The 16,967-nt window shown below is 64.6% G+C and carries 18 protein-coding genes and 2 tRNA genes; 8 read left to right on the top strand and 12 right to left on the bottom strand.

The window, feature by feature from the left end; genetic code table 11:
* Positions 1-2 precede the first annotated feature (2 nt).
* The 4 genes from QOL79_RS10900 to QOL79_RS10885 all read right to left on the bottom strand — a co-directional run bounded on the left by QOL79_RS10900 (position 3) and on the right by QOL79_RS10885 (position 3,768).
* Positions 3-1,934: an amidohydrolase gene (locus tag QOL79_RS10900; protein WP_283419594.1), complete on the bottom strand. Its 1,932-nt coding sequence runs from the start codon at positions 1,932-1,934 to the stop codon at positions 3-5.
* On the bottom strand, positions 1,931-2,179 hold the full coding sequence (locus QOL79_RS10895) for a DUF1427 family protein (RefSeq protein ID WP_283419593.1): 249 nt from the start codon (positions 2,177-2,179) through the stop codon (positions 1,931-1,933). The genes QOL79_RS10900 and QOL79_RS10895 overlap by 4 nt, the downstream gene beginning before the upstream one ends.
* 23 nt (positions 2,180-2,202) lie before the next feature.
* A complete protein-coding gene (locus QOL79_RS10890) occupies positions 2,203-3,039 on the bottom strand; it encodes an alpha/beta fold hydrolase (protein ID WP_283419592.1) in 837 nt (278 codons plus the stop codon).
* 69 nt (positions 3,040-3,108) lie between these two features.
* Positions 3,109-3,768 (bottom strand): hydrolase, encoded by a 660-nt coding sequence (locus tag QOL79_RS10885; RefSeq protein ID WP_283419591.1) that lies wholly within the window; start codon positions 3,766-3,768, stop codon positions 3,109-3,111.
* Positions 3,769-4,186: 418 nt separating this feature from the next.
* On the opposite strand from QOL79_RS10885, the gene QOL79_RS10880 reads away from it, so the two are divergent.
* Positions 4,187-4,876, top strand: coding sequence for a Crp/Fnr family transcriptional regulator (locus QOL79_RS10880; protein ID WP_283419590.1), 690 nt, complete (start codon positions 4,187-4,189; stop codon positions 4,874-4,876).
* Between the two features lie 278 nt (positions 4,877-5,154).
* On the opposite strand, the gene QOL79_RS10875 is transcribed toward QOL79_RS10880, so the two are convergent.
* Positions 5,155-5,245, bottom strand: a tRNA-Ser gene (locus QOL79_RS10875).
* Positions 5,246-5,372: 127 nt separating this feature from the next.
* On the opposite strand from QOL79_RS10875, the gene QOL79_RS10870 reads away from it, so the two are divergent.
* Together QOL79_RS10870 and QOL79_RS10865 are read left to right on the top strand one after the other, a co-directional pair.
* A complete protein-coding gene (locus QOL79_RS10870) occupies positions 5,373-6,398 on the top strand; it encodes a peptidylprolyl isomerase (RefSeq protein WP_282947592.1) in 1,026 nt (341 codons plus the stop codon).
* Between the two features lie 5 nt (positions 6,399-6,403).
* Positions 6,404-6,718 (top strand): DUF1905 domain-containing protein, encoded by a 315-nt coding sequence (locus tag QOL79_RS10865; protein ID WP_204994245.1) that lies wholly within the window; start codon positions 6,404-6,406, stop codon positions 6,716-6,718.
* Here QOL79_RS10865 and QOL79_RS10860 read toward each other — a convergent pair.
* A complete protein-coding gene (locus QOL79_RS10860; protein ID WP_269433198.1) occupies positions 6,708-6,836 on the bottom strand; it encodes a hypothetical protein in 129 nt (42 codons plus the stop codon). The two genes, QOL79_RS10865 and QOL79_RS10860, sit on opposite strands and share 11 nt — an antisense overlap.
* A 116-nt stretch (positions 6,837-6,952) precedes the next feature.
* Here QOL79_RS10860 and QOL79_RS10855 point away from each other — a divergent pair.
* Both QOL79_RS10855 and QOL79_RS10850 read left to right on the top strand, forming a co-directional pair.
* Positions 6,953-7,027: transfer RNA gene (locus tag QOL79_RS10855), tRNA-Thr, on the top strand.
* 86 nt (positions 7,028-7,113) lie between these two features.
* Positions 7,114-8,187, top strand: a complete 1,074-nt coding sequence (locus QOL79_RS10850) for an AI-2E family transporter (RefSeq protein ID WP_502957373.1) — start codon at positions 7,114-7,116, stop codon at positions 8,185-8,187.
* A 6-nt stretch (positions 8,188-8,193) separates the two neighbouring features.
* Here QOL79_RS10850 and QOL79_RS10845 read toward each other — a convergent pair whose 3' ends face one another.
* The gene (locus QOL79_RS10845; protein WP_282947598.1) at positions 8,194-9,072 is read right to left on the bottom strand and encodes a LysR substrate-binding domain-containing protein; all 879 of its coding nucleotides are present in this window, start codon (positions 9,070-9,072) and stop codon (positions 8,194-8,196) included.
* 160 nt (positions 9,073-9,232) lie between these two features.
* Here QOL79_RS10845 and QOL79_RS10840 point away from each other — a divergent pair, with 160 nt between their 5' ends.
* On the top strand, positions 9,233-11,560 hold the full coding sequence (locus QOL79_RS10840) for a CDC48 family AAA ATPase (RefSeq protein WP_282947600.1): 2,328 nt from the start codon (positions 9,233-9,235) through the stop codon (positions 11,558-11,560).
* Here QOL79_RS10840 and QOL79_RS10835 read toward each other — a convergent pair.
* A complete protein-coding gene (locus tag QOL79_RS10835) occupies positions 11,557-12,858 on the bottom strand; it encodes an MFS transporter (protein WP_231729098.1) in 1,302 nt (433 codons plus the stop codon). The genes QOL79_RS10840 and QOL79_RS10835 overlap by 4 nt on opposite strands.
* Positions 12,859-13,008: 150 nt before the next feature.
* On the opposite strand from QOL79_RS10835, the gene QOL79_RS10830 reads away from it, so the two are divergent.
* Entirely contained in the window at positions 13,009-13,644 is a 636-nt protein-coding gene (locus tag QOL79_RS10830; protein ID WP_282947603.1) for a class I SAM-dependent methyltransferase, read from the top strand.
* Here QOL79_RS10830 and QOL79_RS10825 read toward each other — a convergent pair.
* On the bottom strand, positions 13,641-14,858 hold the full coding sequence (locus QOL79_RS10825; protein WP_282947605.1) for a phospholipase D-like domain-containing protein: 1,218 nt from the start codon (positions 14,856-14,858) through the stop codon (positions 13,641-13,643). The two genes, QOL79_RS10830 and QOL79_RS10825, sit on opposite strands and share 4 nt — an antisense overlap.
* Positions 14,859-15,004: 146 nt before the next feature.
* Between QOL79_RS10825 and rpoZ the strand changes: the two genes are divergently transcribed.
* Positions 15,005-15,349, top strand: a complete 345-nt coding sequence (gene rpoZ, locus QOL79_RS10820) for a DNA-directed RNA polymerase subunit omega (protein WP_058453888.1) — start codon at positions 15,005-15,007, stop codon at positions 15,347-15,349.
* A gap of 75 nt (positions 15,350-15,424) precedes the next feature.
* Here rpoZ and QOL79_RS10815 read toward each other — a convergent pair whose 3' ends face one another.
* Genes QOL79_RS10815 through QOL79_RS10805 form a run of 3 tightly spaced genes read right to left on the bottom strand, consistent with a single transcriptional unit; the run spans position 15,425 to position 16,944 of the window.
* Positions 15,425-16,030: a DUF3800 domain-containing protein gene (locus QOL79_RS10815; protein ID WP_282947608.1), complete on the bottom strand. Its 606-nt coding sequence runs from the start codon at positions 16,028-16,030 to the stop codon at positions 15,425-15,427.
* Between the two features lie 22 nt (positions 16,031-16,052).
* Complete coding sequence (locus QOL79_RS10810; RefSeq protein WP_282947609.1) at positions 16,053-16,526, bottom strand: hypothetical protein; 474 nt, start codon at positions 16,524-16,526, stop codon at positions 16,053-16,055.
* A 25-nt stretch (positions 16,527-16,551) separates the two neighbouring features.
* Positions 16,552-16,944, bottom strand: coding sequence for a hypothetical protein (locus QOL79_RS10805; protein WP_282947611.1), 393 nt, complete (start codon positions 16,942-16,944; stop codon positions 16,552-16,554).
* Between the last annotated feature and the right edge of the window lie 23 nt (positions 16,945-16,967).

The raw sequence follows: 16,967 nt of genomic DNA, 5'->3' as shown, positions 1-16,967 counted from the left end.
GGTCAGACCGCCCAGCAGCCGCAGCCGAACGCGCCCCAGAAGCTCTGCACATCGGCAGCTGGCACATTGGCGCCGAGCGCCGCGGCATGGTCGTGGCCGTGAACCGCGCAGGCACTGGCGCAGCCGCATGCCGCCGCCATTTTCTGCTTAGCTTCGGGTCGACGATAATAGCCGCCGAAGGTCGCGACGGGCGACCAGTCGGGCATTGGTTTCGGCAGCGCGGGGGCGATCGGGCCATAGTCGCCCTCACCATGCACCACCTTGCCGCCGAGCAAGGTCAGCACCGACCGGAGGTGGACAATCTCGCTTTCGGCGACACCGAAATAATCGTCCGACAGCAGCGCAAGGTCGGCGAGCTGGCCGGCCTTGATCTGGCCCTTCTTGCCGACCTCGTTCGAGAACCATGTGTTCGCCTCGGTCCAGAGGCGCAGCGCCGTCTCGCGGTCGAGCCGGTTGCGGAGGGGATAGAGCGTCGCGCCGCCGAGCGTCTTGCCGGTGACCAGCCACGACAACGAGACCCACGGATTATAGCTCGCGACGCGCGTCGCGTCGGTGCCCGCGCCGACGGGTAGGCCGGCTTCCATCATCCGTTTGATCGGCGGCGTCGCCTCGGCCGCCTTGGCGCCATAGCGTTCGACGAAATATTCGCCCTGGAACATCATTCGATGCTGTACCGCGATACCGCCGCCCAATGCCGCGATGCGGTCGATGTTGCGCTCGCTGATCGTCTCGGCATGGTCGAAGAACCAGTTGAGCCCCTTGAGCGGAATGTCCCGGTTCACCTTCTCGAACACGTCGAGCGCGCGGCCAATGCTCTGGTCGTAGGTAGCGTGGAGGCGCCACGGCCAACGGCGTTCGGCGAGGAGGCGGATGACGGGTTCGAGGTCGGCCTCCATGTTTGGCGGCATGTCGGGGCGTTCGACCCGGAAATCCTCGAAATCGGCGGCCGAGTAGACGAGCATCTCGCCTGCGCCATTGTGCCGATAGGTGTCGTCGCCGTCGCCGGGTTTCACCTTGGTCGACCAGGTCGCGAAATCCTTGAGTTCCTCTTTCGGCTTCTGCGTGAAGAGGTTGTAGGCGATGCGCAGCGTCATCTCGCCGTCCTGGTGGAGCTTCTCGATGATCGCATAATCGTCGGGATAATTCTGGTAGCCGCCGCCCGCGTCGATGACGCTGGTGACCCCGAGCGAATTCAATTCGCGCATGAAATGCTTCGTCGAATTGACCTGATAATTTTCCGGAAGCTTCGGCCCCTTGGCGAGGGTCGAATAGAGGATCGTCGCGTTGGGCTGGGCGAGCAGAAGACCGGTCGGGTTGCCCGTGGCGTCGCGAACGATCTCGCCGCCCGGCGGGTTCGGCGTGTCCTTCGTATAGCCAACGGCGCGCAGCGCCGCGGCGTTGAGCAGCGCGCGGTCGTAGAGGTGGAGGATGAACACCGGCGTGTCGGGCGCGGCGGCGTTGATCTCGTCCAGCGTCGGCAGGCGCTTTTCGGCGAACTGATGCTCGGTAAAGCCGCCGACGACGCGGACCCATTGCGGCGGGGGGGTGTTCGCGGCCTGGCGTTTCAGCATCGCCATCGCATCGGCGAGGCTGGGCACCCCGTCCCAGCGCAGCTCCATATTATAGTTGAGCCCGCCGCGAATGACATGGATGTGGCTGTCGATCAGTCCGGGGATCAGGCGGCGACCCTTGGCGTCGATGATATCGGCGTCGGGACCGGCTGCCGCGCGGGCTTCGGCCTCGCTGCCGACACTCAGGAACTTGCCCTCGCGGATCGCGACCGCCTCGGCGACCGGGTTTGCGCGGTCGAGGGTGGTGACCTTGGCGTTGACGATGATCAGGCCTTTCGGGCGCATGGCGAAACTTTCCGTTGCAGTGAGAAGCGCGGTGGTGGCGGCGCCGGCGAGCGTCTGGCGACGGGTCAGCGGGCTCATGACCCGCAATCCTTGTTGTCGGGCAGCGGTCCCAGAACATGCTCGGCACAATCTTCGCGGACGAAGCGGGCGAGTTCGGGGCGGTCGGCGAGGCGCTTGGCTATGGGCACGAACTGCTCGCCGAGCAGAATACCCCCGAGACCGATCAGCGCAACGATCGGCGGGGCGGGAGAACGGACACCGAGCAGGCTGTAAATGACGCCAACCAGCAATCCCGCTCCCAGCGAGACGAGATAGATTTTCACGATGTCCGTCCTCCCTCTTCGCGTCAGGCCTTCACGAAGGCGAGCAAGTCGGCGTTGAGGATGTCGGCATGAGTCGTCAGCATCCCGTGCGGAAAACCCTCATAGATTTTCAGCGTCGCATTGGGCAGGATTTCGGCCTGCAGCACGCCTGCATTCTTGTAGGGCACGATCTGGTCGTCGTCGCCGTGCAGCACGAGCGTCGGCACGGTGATCGCCTTCAAATCGTCGGTCTGGTCGGTCTCGGAGAAGGCCTTGATGCCCTCATAATGGGCCTTCGCGCTGCCCATCATGCCCTGGCGCCACCAATTGTCGATCACCCCGTCGTCGACCTTCGCACCGGGCCGGTTGAAGCCGTAGAAGGGGCCGGCCGCGACGTCGCGAAAGAATTGCGCGCGATTGGCGGCGAGCCCGGCGCGCAGCCCGTCGAACACCTCGATCGGCAGTCCGCCCGGATAGCGTTCGGTCTTGAGCATGATCGGCGGCACCGCGCTGACCAGAACCGCCTTGGCGACGCGGCCCGCGGGCAGGCCGTGGCGCGCGACATAGGCGGCAACCTGCCCGCCGCCGGTCGAGTGACCGATGTGGACGGCGTCGCGCAGGTCGAGATGATCGACGACCGCCGCGGCGTCCGCGGCATAATGCGCCATGTCATGGCCGTCCGAGACCTGAGCCGATCGGCCGTGCCCGCGCCGGTCGTGCGCGACGACCCGATACCCGTTGGCCAGGAAGAACAGCATCTGCGTGTCCCAGTCGTCCGCTGACAGCGGCCAGCCGTGGTGGAATACGATCGGCTGGGCGTCCTTCGGTCCCCAATCCTTGTAGAAGATTTGGGTGCCGTCCTTGGTGGTGACGTAGCTCATGACATTGTCCTTTCAGGCTCGCTTCAAAAGAAACGGCCGGACCCGAGAGTCCGGCCGCACGGGAGGGGTTCAGTGACCGCCTTCGGAGGCGCCAAACATCGTCTTGGCATAGGTGATGCCGATGCCGTAGGCGCCGCCCCATTTGCGGGCGATGCCGGTGGTGAGGTCGTAGGTTTCGGCGCGCGCCCAGTCGCGCTGCAGTTCGAGGAGATATTGAAGGGCGGTCATCGGACGCGCACCCGCCTGGATCATACGCTCGACCGCACGTTCGTGCGCTTCGGTCGAAATGTCGCCGCTCGCGTCGGTAATCACATAGACCTCATAGCCCTGTTCGAGCGCCGACAGCGTCGGGCCGACGATGCAGACCGACGTCCACAGGCCGGCGAAAACCAGCCGGTCCTTGCCGATCCGGTTGACCTCCTCGATCACACCGGCATCTTCCCAGGTGTTCATCGACGTGCGGTCGAGCAGCTTCTGGCCGGGGAAGGGATCGGTGACCTCGTTGAACATCGGGCCGGAGAAGCTCTTTTCGGCGACGGTGGTCAGGATCGTCGGAACCTTGAAGCCCGCGGCGCCATTGGCGATCAGCGCGGCATTGTTGCGGAGCAGTTCGGGGGCGATCGACTTGGTGGCAAAGGCCATCTGCGACTGATAGTCGATCAGGATGAGCGCGTGGTTGCTCGGGTCGAGCAAAGCTTTGGCGGGGGTCGGGGCGGCTTTGATAGACATGGCTGAAACTCCTTGTGTGAAAGCGCGGGCCCCGAACCGTCCGGGGATGGCCATGGTTTAGGCAGTCTCATTAATGCGAAATAGACATATAAAATTGGTCCATATATTCTAGAAAATAGAAAAGATGGCAAAGTGCTGCGGTCCTGCTCCTTTCGTTCGAGCTCCGAATCCGGTCGCGGGAGATGCATCCCGGCGCGAGCAGGATAATTGTATGACAACATCGCCGCAACGATCAAATCGCCGCCGCCGGACCCGAGGGTCTGTCATGGGGCGATCGGTCGGCCTCGCCTGCGCGATGTACCGTTCGGCGGCGTGAGACCCTGTCCGGTCGAGACAGGGCCGCCATTCCCGTCGCCCGAGCGCCAGGGCGCGACCCGCTGCGCTTTGCAAAGCGGCTTGCGTCCTGTAAGGCGGGCCCGTGACCGATTGTGCGACCTGCGTTGTCCGAAACCGTGCGATTTGTGCGAGCCTCAGCCCTGCGGAGCTTGCCGCACTGGGCAAGATGGGACGCCGGCAAAAGGTACGGGCCGGACAGACCCTGCTTTGGGAAGGCGACGGTGCGCCCGTCGTCGCGAATGTCCTCGAGGGCGTGCTGAAGCTCGTCGTGTCGACCGCCGACGGGCGCGAGCAGATCGTTGGTGTGGTTTTTCCGTCCGACTTCATCGGACGCCCGTTCGGCAAGGAAAGCCCGTACAGCGTCACCGCGATGACCGATGCGGAAGTGTGCATCTTCAATCGCAGCAATTTCGACGAGTTTGCGGGCAATCACCCCGACCTCCAGCAGAAATTGCTCCGCCGCACGCTCGATGAACTCGACCGCGCACGGCATTGGATGATGCTGCTTGGACGCAAGTCCGCGTCGGAGAAGGTGGCGTCCTTCCTGCTTGAGATGTCGGAACGATTATCGGGGCAGGGGTGTCATGCCGACACGCAGGCCGGGTTCGAACTGCCCTTCGGCCGCCAGCAGATCGCCGACATATTGGGCCTGACGATCGAGACGACGAGCCGCCAGCTCACCAAAATGCGCGCCGACGGTCTGCTCGACCTGCCATCTCGCCGCGAAATCGTGATCAACGACCGCGCGGCGGTGGAAATGATGGCTGGCTGACCGGCTGCCGGCGTCAGTTCGGGGGATTAGCGTCAAAGTGACTGGGTTTCCTCCACCTCATCGGCACTTTCACATCAAGTGACTGAAAATATGCCCACGGGAAAAATGGGGTCCATCCTGAACGCCCATTACTGCCAGGCTTTGCTCCCGCGTTTCAAAGGTATCTCCCCGGCGCCGGAAATTGGCGGCGCAGCCTCCTTGTTGATCCTCGCCAACCGAGCCCTCAGCAACACAGTCTTTGGAACCATGTCGGAAAAAATAACAAACTCGATATTGAATGGCGGAGCGGGAGGGATTCGAACCCTCGATACGCTTTTGACGTATACTCACTTTCCAGGCGAGCGCCTTCGACCACTCGGCCACCGCTCCGCTGCACCCGGTCGTTTCGTGCGAAGCACGGAGCGTGAATCGGGTGCTATCCAATTCGCACTGGAACGCGCGCCCTAATCGCTTGGCGGGTCTTTCGCAAGCCGATTGGGCGTGGCAGACACGTCGCATGAGACACCTGCTTCTGGCGGCCGCCGCCGCTTCGCTCGTCCTTCCCGCTTATGCCGAGGAACCCGCGCCGACCCCGTCGCCGGGCGAAATTGCGGCCGCCGCGCCTGCGACGGATTGGATCGCCATCGCACCTTCCGATCTGCTCGTGATGGATCTTGCTCCGGATGCGAAGGGCAAGCCGCGGCGCGTCGTCATCCAGCTCATGCCCGCACCCTTCAGCCGAGGCTGGATCGGGAATATCCGCAAGCTCGCCGCCGCGCATTGGTGGGACGGGACGAGCGTCAACCGGGTGCAGGACAATTATGTCGTGCAATGGGGTGACGCGACCGAGAAGAAGCCGTTGCCCCAAGATTTGGTGACGGTGCCCGAGAGCGAATATGTTGTTTCCGACCCCGCCAGCAAAGATACGACGAGCGGCGGAAAGCCGGTCATCATCCTATCCAAGGACGAAGCGGCGCGGCGGGCAGGAAGGATGGATAGAGACCGAGGGCTCGACATATATGGAAGCAGCTTCGAACCGGCAACCGACGCCTATGCGCCGAGGGTAACCTTCGAATCGGGTTGGCCGATCGGTCTCGACGATCGCAAGGTGCCCGATCAACGGTGGCCGCTGCACTGCTATGGCATGGTCGGCGTCGGCCGCAATATGTCTCCCGATACCGGGTCGGGTGCCGAACTCTATGTGGTTATCGGGCAAGCACCCCGCCATCTCGACCGCAATATTGCCCTGGTCGGACGCGTTGTTCGCGGGATTGAGCATTTGTCGAGCCTGCCCCGGGGGACCGGGGCGCTGGGTTTCTACGAGACCGGGGCTGAACGGGTGCCGATCATGTCGATCCGCGTGGCGACGGAATTGCCTGTCGCCGAACGGCCGCGGTTCGAATATCTGTCGACCGACAGCGAAAGCTTTCGACGCTATGCGGACGCACGCGCCAACCGCCGCGATCCCTTTTTCATTCGTCCGGCGGGCGGCGCAGATATCTGCAACATTCCCATTCCGATCCGGCCGGTCGAAGCGAAATAGCCGCCTTGGAGGATTTCACCGTCACGACGCGGCTTTGGCGCTGGCAGTCGGCGACCGCGCCGGCGGCGTGGTTTTTCGTCACTATTTCGGGCGACGTCGCCGATGGAATAAGGCTCGCGGCGATCAGCGGGCAATGGCTCGATGGCCGCAAGGGCTTCGGATCGGCCAAGGTACGCGCGACGATCGGCGACACGATCTGGAGCACATCGGTGTTTCCCCACAAGGAAAGCGGCGGCTGGTTGCTGCCAGTCAAGGCTGCGGTGCGCAAGGCCGAAGGGATGGTTGAAGGCGACGATGTGACGGTGACCGTCAGTCTTTAGGCGGCGTATCGGGCCTGGCTTCGCGAGCCTGCGCCTTGCGTTTGCGCAGATTGGCGCGGAGCGCCTCGGCGAGGCGGCGCTCGCGTTCGAGGTCGGCGGGGGAGGGCGGCTTGCTCACGCGGCGGCGATGCGGGGAAATCGACCCGGCGTCAAGTCTCGCACCTTGACAGGCGAAGGCCGCCCCGCCATAGGCCGCGCCTGCCCCGCGAACAGGCGTTCCCGGGCGCCCCGGACGCTGCTGTAGCTCAGTGGTAGAGCGCACCCTTGGTAAGGGTGAGGTCGAGAGTTCAATCCTCTCCAGCAGCACCATTTTTCCGCCTTCGTTTCCGACTTTACCGGGGCTCGCCCCCCGGGCTAGGATTGCTGTACGCCGCGCGCGGCGACCGAGGGGACATGTGGTGAGCGACGGCAGAGGAGCGAGGGCGAGCGGCTATTGGGCGTTCCTGGTCGTGCTGATCAGCGTCTCGCTGGCCTTCGCCGCAATTCTGCTGCCCTATTTCGCCGCGATCCTGTGGGCGGTGATCGTCGCGATCTTGTTCGAGCCCGCCTATCGCCGCCTGCTGGCCGTCATGCCGGCCCGGCGTAACGGCGCGGCCCTGCTTACGCTGCTGATGATTCTGGCGATCGTCGTGCTGCCCGCCGCATTGCTGACCGTCGCGCTGCTCAACGAGGCTGCCTCGGTGTATCAGCGGATCCAGTCGGGCAACCTTGATCCCGAACAAATCTTCGTCGCGTTCGAATCGGCAATTCCCGCATGGCTGTCGGATGCGCTCGACCGGCTCGGGATCGGCAACATTGCCGCCGTGAAAGACATGTTCGGCGGCGGCGCCGCGGCAGGGGTCCGCGCGGTGCTGGGCCAGGCCCTGTCGATCGGGCAGGGGGTTTTCGACCTGTTCGTCAAGCTGATGGTGATGCTCTACCTCGCTTTCTTCCTCATTCGCGACGGAGAGACGATCCAGCAGCGCGTCAGCGCCGCAATTCCCCTGCAGACCGACCATCTGCAGCTTCTGGTCGAACGGTTCATCGTGGTGGTGCGCGCGACGATCAAAGGGAGCATCGTCGTCGCGATCCTGCAGGGCCTGATCGGCGGTATCGTCCTCTGGGCGCTGGGGATCGAGGCTGCGCTGCTGTGGGGGGTGTTGATGGGCGCGGCTTCGCTGCTTCCTGCGGTGGGCACCGGGCTCGTGTGGGTGCCGATGGCGCTCTATCTTTTCCTGTCGGGATCGATCTGGCAGGGCGTCGTGCTCGTATTCTGCGGCCTGTTCGTGATCGGGATGGTCGACAATGTGGTGCGGCCGGTACTCGTCGGACGCGAAACGCGCATTCCCGATTATGTCGTGCTGATCACGACGCTCGGCGGGCTCCAGCTTTTCGGCCTGCACGGCATCGTGATCGGCCCGGTGATCGCCGCGATGTTCATCGCGGTATGGGATATCGCCGCGACGATGCGGACCGAGGCGTCGGCCTGAGGGCGCTCAGATCCGGGCGCCCAGCAACCAGTCGTGAAACAGCTTGACCGCCGGCTGGCGTAGCGCGCGCGGGCGGCAGACGAACCAATAGCTGTACGGACTGTCGACATCGAAATCGAAGAGGCGGACGAGGCGCGGATCATGGGCGTCGTCGAAATGGTGACCGTGCATGAAGGCAACGCCGATCCCCTGCGCGGCCGCTTCGAGCATCAGCGGGCCTGAATCGAAGAAGTCGATCCCGGCGGGCTCGAGATAGGGCATCCCGATCGCCTTTTTCCATTCGGCGAAGGTTTCTGGCATTTCGCGGTGGAGCAGGATCGTCTGGCGCTGGAGCTGTTCGGGCACGGCGATCGCGCGGCCCCCGTCGGTCAGCGTCCGCGCCGCGATCGGGAACACCTTGTCCTGGTCGAGGCGCGCCGCATAGAGCATGGGGTCGATCGATCGGGCGAGCGCGATGGCGACGTCGATCCCTTCGCCGAGCCGCGCTTCGGCGTGCGACATGGTGTCGATATCGATGTGCAGTTCGGGATGGTCGCGCCTCAGTTCGGGCAGGCGCGGAAACAGCCGTTGCTGTGCAAAGAGCGGCAGGACGTTGAGATGGAGGCGGAGCGACGCGTCTGGGCTGCCCGCCTTTTCGATCACGCCGCGCAGCTCGTCGAGGATCGGCGAGAGCTGATCCTGCATTTCTCGCCCCGTCTCGGTGAGCCGGAGACCATGGTGATGGCGGTTGAACAGCGGCCGCCCGACGGCATGTTCCAGCGTCTGGATGCGCCGCGACAGGGCGGGCATCGACAAGCCGAGCTCGCTGGCGGCGGCTTTCACCGTGCCATGGCGGGCGACCTCCAGAAAGGCCTCCATGCTGCTGAGGGGAGGAAGGCGTGGCATGTGCGTCTCTCGGCGGATGATGGCATGGCGATATCGGACATGCCAGACAATTTGTGCAGTGCGGCATAGTATCGTTCGAATATTACGCGCTCTCGGGGCTCGAAAATCGCGAGCGATCGCCCTATCTTGCGCATTCCGACCTTTTTGCGGGAGATACGCCTTGGCCGATGCGGCAATAAAGGAAAAGCAGGTCAAACTGCAGGTGGCGACGTTGCGGGCCGAGGAAAGCGGCGCCGGAATCGCGCGAATCCCGCGCACCGCGATGGCCGAACTGGGCCTGACCGAGGGCGATGTCGTCCAGATCAGCGCCAAACGCGACACCGCGGCGCGGGTCGTCGCGCCCTACCCCGAGGATGAGGGGCTGGAGGTTATTCGTCTCGATGGCCTGCAACGCGCCAATGCGGGCGCGGGCGCCGGCGATATGGTGGCACTGAGCCGTGCCGAAATGCGACCCGCGACGCGGGTGACCTTTGCGCCAGCGCAGGAAAATCTTCGCCTGCAAGGCTCGGCGATGGCGCTGAAACGCAGCTTTTTCGGCCGGCCGCTCGTCGCCGGCGACACGGTGGCGACCGCCGGGCAGCAGCGACTTCCGGCGGGCGACATGCCGCCGCAGCTTCGCCAGATGCTCAACGCGCCCGCCTATGCGCTTGCCGAGGTGCGCCTGATCGTCGTGTCGGCGAACCCCAAGGGGATCGTGTATATCGACGAGAATACCGAGGTCGAACTGCTCGCGGAATATCAGGAGCCGCAGGACGCGCGGCGTACCGACGTCACTTATGACGATCTCGGCGGGCTTGGTGACACGATCAATCAACTCCGCGAGATGGTCGAATTGCCGCTTCGTTACCCCGAGTTGTTCCAGCGCCTCGGCGTCGATCCGCCGCGCGGGGTTTTGCTGCACGGCCCGCCGGGCACCGGCAAGACGCGGCTCGCGCGTGCTGTCGCCAACGAAAGCGACGCGCAATTCTTCCTGATCAACGGCCCCGAGATCATGGGCAGCGCCTATGGCGAGTCCGAAAAGCGGCTGCGCGAGATTTTCGAGCAGGCGACCAAAGCAGCGCCGTCGATCCTGTTCATCGACGAGATCGATTCGATCGCGCCCAAACGCGGACAAGTGACCGGTGAGGCCGAGAAGCGCATCGTCGCGCAGTTGCTGACGCTGATGGACGGGCTCGAGCCGCGGACCAACCTTGTCGTCATTGCCGCGACCAACCGCCCCGACGCGATCGACGAGGCGCTGCGGCGTCCCGGTCGCTTCGACCGCGAAATCGTGATCGGCGTGCCCGACGAGAAGGGACGACGCGAGATACTGGGCATTCACACGCGCGGTATGCCGCTGGGTGACGACGTCGACCTCGACGAACTGGCGCGCACGACCTTCGGCTTCGTTGGCGCCGACATGGCGGCGCTGACGCGCGAGGCTGCCATCGAGGCGGTGCGGCGGATCATGCCCAAGATCGACCTCGAGGAAGGAACGATTCCGCCCGAGGTGCTCGAAGGGGTTCGCGTGACCCGCGACGATTTTCTGGGCGCACTGAAACGCGTCCAGCCCTCGGCGATGCGCGAGGTGATGGTGCAGGCGCCGAATACGCGCTGGAGCGACATCGGCGGGCTCGACGCGGCGCGCGACAAGCTGATCGAGGGAATCGAACTCCCCTTGAAGCATCCCGAAGCGTTCCGTCGGCTCGGCATCCGCCCGGCCAAAGGCTTCCTGCTCTATGGCCCACCGGGGACAGGCAAAACCTTGCTTGCGAAGGCAGCGGCGCGCGAGTCCGACGCCAATTTCATCGCGATCAAGTCGTCCGATCTCCTGTCCAAATGGTATGGCGAGAGCGAGCAGCAGATCGCGCGCCTGTTCGCGCGGGCGCGGGCGGTGGCACCGACGATCATCTTCATCGACGAACTCGACAGCCTGGTGCCCGCGCGCGGCAGCGGCACGTCGGGCGAGCCGCAGGTGACCGAGCGTGTCGTCAACACGATTCTCGCCGAGATGGACGGGATCGAGGAAATGCAATCGGTTGTCGTGATCGGCGCGACGAACCGCCCGAACCTGATCGATCCGGCGCTGCTGCGCCCCGGACGGCTAGACGAACTGATCTATGTGTCGGTACCGAGCGCCGAGGGGCGGAAGCGCATCCTCGAAATCCATACGTCGCGGATGCCGCTCGCGAAGGACGTCGATCTGGCTGCGCTTGCCGAAAAGGCCGATCGCTTCACGGGCGCCGATCTGGAGGATCTGGTGCGCCGCGCGGGTCTCGCGGCGCTCAAACGTTCGATCAACAGCGATCTGGTCACGCTGGAGGACTTCGAGGCGGCGTTAAAGGACACGCGCGCGTCGGTGACCGAGGCGATGGAAAAGGATTATGAAAAGATCCAGGGCGAGATCAAGCAGCAGGCGATGAGCGTCGACCCGATCGGCTTCTTTGCGCCGGGGATGCTGAAGCCGGTTCGCGAGCAGAAGCACGCGGGCGAACCGACGAAGGACTAAGAGTTTGCGGGCTGGTCCTGCCTGAGCGCGGACCAGCCCCACACCATCAGCCAGACGCAGAAGGCCGCCATCAGCCCGTAGGCGACCATCGGGTGCCAGTTGTAGAGCAGCACGCCGATCGCGGGTGAGATGATATACGCCGATCCGTTGATCGACGCGGTCATGCCGGCGACCGCGCCTTGGTCGCGGCGCGGGACCGATAGCGACGCGCCGGCAGTGAAGCCGGGACGGAACAGGCCAAAGCCGAGCGATGCCGACGCGAAACCGATGACGATCGCGTGCAGATCCTGTGCGAGCCCGGTCATCAAGATGCCGAGGATGGCGAGGGCGGCACCCGCGAGCACGGTCGGCCGCGGCGTCAGCTTCAGGATCGGGATCAGCCCCCATTGCGCGAGCAACGTTGCGAAGGCGCCGGCCATCAGTACGATGCCGGTAATCGCCGCGCCCTCATCGGGTTTCAGCCGCAGGTGCAGGCGGTCGAGAATCAGGAAGCCGACGACGCCCAGCATCATCGCCTGCGCCTGACCGCCGAAGAAGCCCGCGAGCAGCCATGGCCGGACGCGGCGGTCGCGCCAGTGAAGCGGTTCCTGTTCGGCTGGGTCGAGTTCATTTTCCTCTTCTGCCGTTGGTTCCGACGGGCCCGCCGACAGGGGGTAGGAAGCAATCGCGCCGCGCGCGGCGAATCGTGGCACGTCGTCGGGCAGGCGCCAGCGCAGCATGACGAGCACGATCAGTCCGATCAGCGCGAAGACCAGCAAGGGGCCAGCGAGGCCGACCATGGGCAGAATGAAGAAAGGCGCGATCGCGGGTCCGATCACCGTACCCAGGCCAAAGGAGGAGGAGACAAGCGACAGCGCCTGCGTGCGCTGTTCGGGGTCGGTGCGCGAAGCGACATAGGCCTGCACCGCGGGGGGAGATGCCGATCCCAACCCGCCATAAAGGCTGCGAAAGATTGCGAAGACAATGAAGGTGAAACCAGCGGCCAGATAGCCCTCGAGTCCGGCCCACAAGGTCAGGCCGCACAGCGCCATCGACGAAAAGAAGCCGATGACCCCTAGCGCCATCAACGCTTTGCGCCCGCGCTTGTCCGATTGCCGCGCCCAATGCGGTGCGGTCAGCACCCAGAGCAGTGCCGACCAGCTGAACGCCAGGCTGACCCATACGTCGGGAATGTGGAGCTTGGCGCCGATAGCGGGGAGGATCGACTGCATCGCGGTATTGCCCGCCGCGGCTACGAGCATGATCGCGAACAGCACGGCCATGCGGTCGGCTGGAATCGATCGCGATGCGGCAGTCACTTGGTCCCCTTTTTGCGCATAGTTCGTTGCGGGTTGCCCCTCCCCGTACATCGGGTTGCATTTCTGTCCAGTGTCAAGACTGACTCTTTTGTTGCGCGAGCGTCACGATTTTGCCACGCATTCGTCAACCGCAACAACGCGAAAGCCATCATGACCAATCCACGGGCGCACGCCCAATCGAATGTCTCGCCGATCCGCAAGATCCGCGAGAAACTGAAGCGCTTTTTCGGCCCCTGGGGCATGTTCGTAAAGGGCTTCATCAAGCATCCGGTCATGGTGGGATCGATCGTTCCGTCCTCGCCAACGCTGATCCGCAATATGCTGCGGCCGGTCGACTGGAAAAATACGAAGCTGTTTGTCGAATATGGCCCCGGTGTCGGCACCTTCTGCCGTCCCGTCCTCGAAAAAATGGCGGGCGACGCGACCCTGATCGCGATCGACACCAACGAGGATTTCATCGACTATCTGCGCAAGGATATTCGAGACAGTCGCTTCATCGCCGTTCATGGCTCGGCCGCCGATGTCGAGGAGATCGTCCGCGCGCATGGGTTCGAGCGGGCCGACTATGTGCTGTCGGGCCTGCCTTTCTCCACTCTTCCGTCGGGCGTCGGCCCTGCGATCGCCGCCGCGACGCATCGCGTGCTGCGCCCTGGCGGCGCTTTTCTCGTTTATCAGTTCCGCGCCCGCGCGCGCGATTTCCTCGCGGCACATTTCAGGCGCATCGACAATGCGTTCGAGTGGGTGAACGTCCCGCCCTGCTTCCTGTTCTGGGGCTGGAAGGACTAGCGCAGCACATCGACGTTCGGGTCGTGTTCGGTCAGCCCGAAGTTCAACCGGCGCGTAACGGTATAGTCGGCGAAACCCACGACAAACCAGGCAAGAAGCCAGCGGAGGCGCGTAAGCCAGGTTCCGCGCTTCTTGTGCGATTCGACGGTGACGACGTCGCATTGCGGCTCAAGGCCCGCGACGAAATCGCGCAGCCTTTGGGCAAAGGCGGCATCGGTGATCCGCACCATCAACTCGACATTGATGAACAGGCTCCGCATGTCGAAATTGGCGGTTCCGATATAGGTGACGTCGTCGATGACGATCAGCTTCATGTGCAATTTGCACGGCTGATATTCCCAGATGTCTGCGCTGCGGCGCAGCAGGAAGCCGTAGAGAAGGCGGGAGGCACCGATCGTCGCCGGATTGTCGGACTTCGCCGCCATGACGAAGCGCGCCTTGCCGCGGCGCGCCAGGCGCCCGAGACGCCGCAGCACGCCTTGGCCGGGCGAAAAATAGGCCATTGCCATATCGAGGCGGCGGCCGCGGTCGAGGTCCGCTCGCACGGCCCGCGCCCAAGGCGACAGCCGCTCGGTCGGTCCGCCGACCAGCCATTGCACCGGCTCCGTTCCGATATTCCATTCGCGTACCAGTCGCCGCAGCATCAGCAGCTTGCCGTCGTCATGGACCGTATAGTCATGGATCGTGTCGAACCATTGCACCGCGCGCTCGACGGTCGGGCCGGTCACAACAAGGCCAAGGTCGAACCAGCAGTCGGCGGACGGCTTGCTCAGATAGTCGTCGGCAATATTGAAGCCGCCGGTGACCGCCACATGCCCGTCGATCAGGATCAATTTCTGGTGGTTGCGGACGAGGTAGCTCGATCGCCAGCGGCGCGAGAAGAAGGTCACCGTGCCGCCTGCCTCGCGCAGCGGCGTGAAGACGCTGTCGGCCACATCGCCCGAACCGAAGCTGTCGATCACCGCGCGCACGCGCACGCCGCGCTGCGCGGCGGCAGTCATCGCGCCCAGCACGCGGGTGCCCGCGCCGTCATGCTCGAAGATATACATGATGAGGTCGATGCTGCGGATCGCCCCGTCGATCAGCGTGAGCAGGCGTTCGAGGCGCCTTTCGCCGTCGAAGATCAGTTCGAGCCGGTGGCCGCCAACCTCCGCCTTCATCCGGTCGCTCGCGCTTCCGGAGGGCTCGCTGACGCTAACGGCGGTATCGGTCATCTCCTGCTCATAGGCCGGGCGCGTCGAGGGCCGCAAGCACGGGGTTGGGGGAGGGCGGTTTGATTGACATTCGCATGGACCCCTGCTAGCGCGCAGCGCTTGCCGCCATGCCATTGGCTGGCCTCTCCGACTTTTAAGGAAACAACATGGCCCGCGTTACCGTCGAAGATTGCGTCGACAAGGTTCCCAACCGGTTCGACCTGGTGCTGCTTTCGGCGCACCGTGCCCGCGAAATCTCGGGCGGCTCGGAGCTGACCGTCGATCGCGACCGCGACAAGAACCCCGTCGTCGCGCTGCGCGAAATCGCCGAACAGACGATCCGTCCGGTCGAGCTCAAGGATGCGCTCGTTGGCACGCTGCAGAAGGTCGTCGTCGACGATGACGACACGCCCGATGAAATCAGCTCGATCGCGCGTTCGGCAGAAGCGCTTCGCCTGACCGCCGCTGCGCCGCCGCGCAGCCCGGCCGGTGGCGGCGCCGACTTCGAATAAGCGAAGCGCGACAGCGATCGCCAAAGGGGGCCGCGGGAAAGCGCGGCCCTTCCTGTTTTCAGGCTCGTAGCGCGGTCAGGGAAGCCGTTTCAGTTCGGCGATGCGGATCGCGCGCGAGGCGAGCAACGGTTCGATGATCACGCCGATGCGCTGTGCGCGGGGCGAACCGATCGTGACGTTGAACAGGCTGTTCGCGACCACATCGGCAATCTGGACCCCGTCGGAGCGGCGGCTGTCGGCGAGCGAGGCCTGGCCCCATCCGGCGAGCCCCGTCTGGATCGTTTCGCGCACGCCCGCGAGGATCGCGGGATCATAGCGTCCATCGTCGATCACCACGTCGGTACACACGCCGCCGGTTTCGGGAAGCCAATTGCTCACCGCCAAATCGAGGAGGGCGGTGTAGAGCGCGAGGTCGCTCGGCAACTTGCCGTCGGAGGGCGGCGCCAGCGTCTGGCGCCTCGCGACCGCGACCCAGGCACGTCCACCGGCGCGGTCGAACAGCTCGAGCAGATAGGCGCGCTCGGTGAGGCTGATCCGGCTGCCCTTGAGTTCGCCGCGCAAGCCGGTGACGGCGCGAAAGCGCGCGTGGATGGCCGCTGCGGCCTCCGATGACAGCATCACCGCCGCGAAAGTCATCGCCCCGGCGTTGAGGCCGCCGGACTCATCGCAATAGATGGTCATGGCGCGCGCGAACCCGTGCCGATCACTTCACTTTGCCGAAGAAGGCGACGGCGCGCGAGGTGCCGACGGGAATCGGGGTACTCCAGAGCCAGCGGACATGAGTTACGTCAAAAACGGTGGCCGGGCGCGGTGCCGCGCCCGCGACCGGAACCGTGAGCATCTCGATTGCCCCGAAAGTCTGGCCGCCATCGACCGAGACGGTGAAATCTTTCGGATCGGACGTGCCGTCGAATACCAGTCCCTCGGGAATGGGATTGACGATCTTGACGTCGGCAGCGGGTGCCGCGCCGCCATTGGTGAAAATCAGCGTGATCCGTACCCGGTCACCCGGAACGACGACATCGGGCGAGGTATAGCTTTTGGCGGCGGGCTGGCCTGGGCTGGCGGACGTCAGCTTCTCGAGTTCGACCTTCGAGGTCAGCGTGCCCTGTGCTGCTGCAGGCTGTGAGCCCAGCAGGAGCGCGGCCGCAAGCAGCGCTGGTCCGCAAAACCTCATACGTCTCTCCTCGAAGCCGTTTCCATCACGCCGGGCAGGGATAGCGTTTCCGCATCAGCCCGTCGAATGCCGAATAGATCGAGATCATTTTGCGCGACTGGGCGGGATAGCTGCGCAGATGCGCGAGCCACTGTTCCGGGGTGAGCGTGCCGCTTTCGGGTGGGCAGCTTGCCGTTTTGCGACCGGCCTTGCGGTCGGCATCGATCCGCGCCTTGTAGCGCCTGCCGGCCTCGATAACCTCGCCTTTCAGGCGTTGCGCTTCGGGTGTGGCAATGGCGAGCGGGCCCAGCCGCTCGAGCAGGCTCGCGCGCTGGAGAAAGGCGGCGACGCTCATGTCACCGGGCGCCATGCCGCACAGCAGGACACCCGCACTGAGGGCGGCGATAGCCAATCCGGGCCGCATGTCCCTGCTGGTCATGCGGCCCGGAATCGCTTCAAATC

Source organism: Sphingopyxis sp. Geo48 (genome assembly GCF_949769155.1).
GTDB lineage: Bacteria > Pseudomonadota > Alphaproteobacteria > Sphingomonadales > Sphingomonadaceae > Sphingopyxis.
This window is presented reverse-complemented; position numbering and strand designations above follow the sequence as displayed.